This window comes from Candidatus Symbiothrix dinenymphae (assembly GCF_001431085.1).
This window is the reverse complement of sequence record NZ_BBRU01000052.1, coordinates 1-1152: the sequence shown is the minus strand read 5'-3', so window position 1 is coordinate 1152 and position 1152 is coordinate 1. Positions and strand designations below refer to the sequence as shown.

The following is a 1152-nucleotide window of genomic DNA, read 5'->3' as shown; positions in this document are numbered from 1 at the left end:
TTACTATCTGCATCGGCTTGACTAATGGTAGATGTGTGGTTCCCCGCCGCAACAATATAAGTTACCTGTGAACCGATGTATTCTGGGTCACAATTATTTCTGGTAAATGTGCCGGTTACCCCTAAATTTTTAATGGTGCTATTCGAAATACGACCAAACACCCCATTAAAAGCATAAGAAGCAGTGATATTCACATTCACTTCATGTCCCCAACCATCAAATTTACCCATAAAAGGCGAACCGGCATTAGTACCAATGATAGTTGTAATACCCGTCAAATCTTCTGTTAACACAAAATACTTGTCCTGATAATTATTCCAGCCATTATTGACCTGTGCCGCCACAGCGTCCCAATCAGCTTTGGAGGTAATGAGATAGGGGTCGGCAGATGTGCCCGAACCGCCGCCGAATGTCGGTGTCTGTGCCACCGCTGTGCTGCCCGCAAATAAAGCGAGTAGCGTAAGTAAAAATATCTTTTTCATAACAAAACTTGTTAGTAACTTGTTTATAACTTTTAATAATCGGCTGCAAAGGTACGAAAAAGTTATGAGTTATGAGTTATGAGCTTTTTTTGAAAAAATTATGCCACCAACGCATTCAGCGACCGTGCTAATTCTCCCAAGTCGTTGATATTTAGCATTTTGGAATCTTTGCCGTACATGTATTGGCAATCGGCGAAGGTGGTTTTTATTTCTTCCATGCGCCATTTTTCGGATACTATGAAGTAGGACAGCACTTGGATGCCTTTGCGTTTCATGCGCAACACCTCATCGTGGACGTGCTCTATTGCCGGTTTGCCTTCGTAGGTGCAGTTTTCGTCGAGGATGAAGCAGGGCATGCCGTCGTAGAAATTGACGAAGTAGTTTTCGGAATTTTCGGTGGCGTTGCGCTCAATCAAATCGGTGATGACGGAGTAGCACAGCCCTTCGGGCGTGGCGGCGGATGCTTTCAAAAAAGGAAATAACTGCTTGATTTTGCTGATTTTGTCGTGCTTGCTATCGTAGGCGACCAACACCAACGGCAGTCGCGACCCATCCGACACCACTTGGTAGCGAAACGAGATGGTGACGTTGATGTTTTTGATTAGATACCCCGCCTGAGCAATTGCAACGGCTGTTTTCAGGCTTTTCAAAAAGCAAGTCCCCGCCATGG

The 1152-nt window shown here is 44.9% G+C and carries 2 protein-coding genes; both read right to left on the bottom strand.

Annotated elements, in window-relative coordinates; translation table 11 throughout:
* Positions 1-482: DUF5977 domain-containing protein (locus ASC50_RS00940; RefSeq protein ID WP_226995304.1), on the bottom strand; the 482-nt coding region annotated here is incomplete at its 3' end.
* Between the two features lie 98 nt (positions 483-580).
* Positions 581-1152, bottom strand: a 572-nt coding sequence (locus tag ASC50_RS00935; protein ID WP_226995303.1) for a hypothetical protein, incomplete at its 5' end; no start/stop codon positions are given.